Origin of the sequence: Microcoleus sp. Pol17C6 (genome assembly GCF_036701145.1) — a bacterium.
Classification (GTDB): Bacteria; Cyanobacteriota; Cyanobacteriia; order Cyanobacteriales; family Microcoleaceae; genus Microcoleus.
In genome coordinates, this window is record NZ_JAUBQH010000162.1 from 1 (window position 1) to 1377 (window position 1377).

Here is a 1377-nt window from a genome sequence, read left to right on the forward strand (position 1 = left end):
GTAAGGATTCAGGTCTGTGATTGAGGAATAAGAGAAGGCATAAAAAAGTTACAAGAATGGGCAGATATAGCATCACGGAAAAAAGCCATTGCGCTTTTACCCTGAAACCGACAAGTCTGAATCACAGATAACAAATCAGCAGTTTGTTCAAACCGAGACATTGACCGGGAACCCCCAGATACCTTACGTTTAGTCACGGCTAATCGCAAAGAACGTTCTGCCAAATTATTATCAGGGGGAATTTCCGGATGGTCTAAAAAGTACCACCACTGTTGCGCTTTATCACGCAACGAGCGCAATAACAATCCGGCAGCATGACCCACATGACCTTGCCAAGTATTTAACAATTTTTCCAGCTTGGTCTTAAAGTCCCTCGCCCAAGTCTGATAATCAATCTCTTGGGGGTGTTCCCGCCATTTTTGATGTTGTCGAAATGCCTCATCAATTAATTCCAAAAATGCCTCTGCGACGACAGCATTGTTACCGTGGCCGATTTGCAGAACTTTCTTAAAATGTCGCCGTAAATGGGCTAAACATTTCTGCTGCGCTCCCACGATCACACCGTTATATACGCTAAAATCATCGGAACTCAACACACCAGCAAATTCATGCCCCAGCATCGTCTCTAATTCGGCTCTACTCCGAGTATCCGCAGCATGAAACAGGCAAAAATCTTGACCCGTAGCTGTCCACAACCATTCTTTGACTCCCTTGACACACCACGGAGTTTCATCGACATGGACGTTAGCTTGTAATGGTGCCCATTGCCATAAGGCTTCAACGGCGGGTTTGACAGCATCAGCTACCCGCGCATTTGTTGCTTGTAATGTCCCGATCCCAATTTCAATTCCACCTAGTTCGTGCAGAAATTCTTGTTGTTTTTCATAGGATATGTGTCCATAATTACCTAACCAGCTCAATAATGCTTGTAGGTTGATGCTTAAGTCTTGTCCTGGAACTATCCCGGATGCTGGTGAGCCGATTACTATTGCTCCACATTCCTGACATTGACATTTGACTCGTCGATATTCCACCACTTCAATAGGTAAGGCAACTAAGCAGGCTACCTGCTGCTTGCTATAACCGATCGCATCACTTAATTCTCTGCTACCACAATGCTCGCAAGAGTCAGGAGTGCTGATTTGATATCTATCTACTCGCCCAAATCCTTTTCGGGTTTTGCCGATATGTCCCGGCTGTCCTCCTGGTTTGCGCTTTGGCTCGGACTCTGACTCTTTTGAGTTGTCAACTTTGGCTGTCTCTGATTTCTGTATCAGATCGCTTGATGGGGGTTTCGATGATGTTTTGCTATTGCTAGGCTGTCTCTCTTGGAGCTTTTCGAGCTGGAGTTGTAATTTTTCAATCAGCTTCTGTTGG

Annotated in this window: 1 protein-coding gene; it reads right to left on the minus strand. The window is 45.2% G+C overall.

Annotation, left to right across the window (positions count from 1 at the left end):
* Positions 1 to 8: 8 nt before the first annotated feature.
* Positions 9 to 1377: IS66 family transposase (gene tnpC, locus QUA25_RS29185; protein ID WP_445242265.1), on the minus strand; the 1369-nt coding region annotated here is incomplete at its 5' end.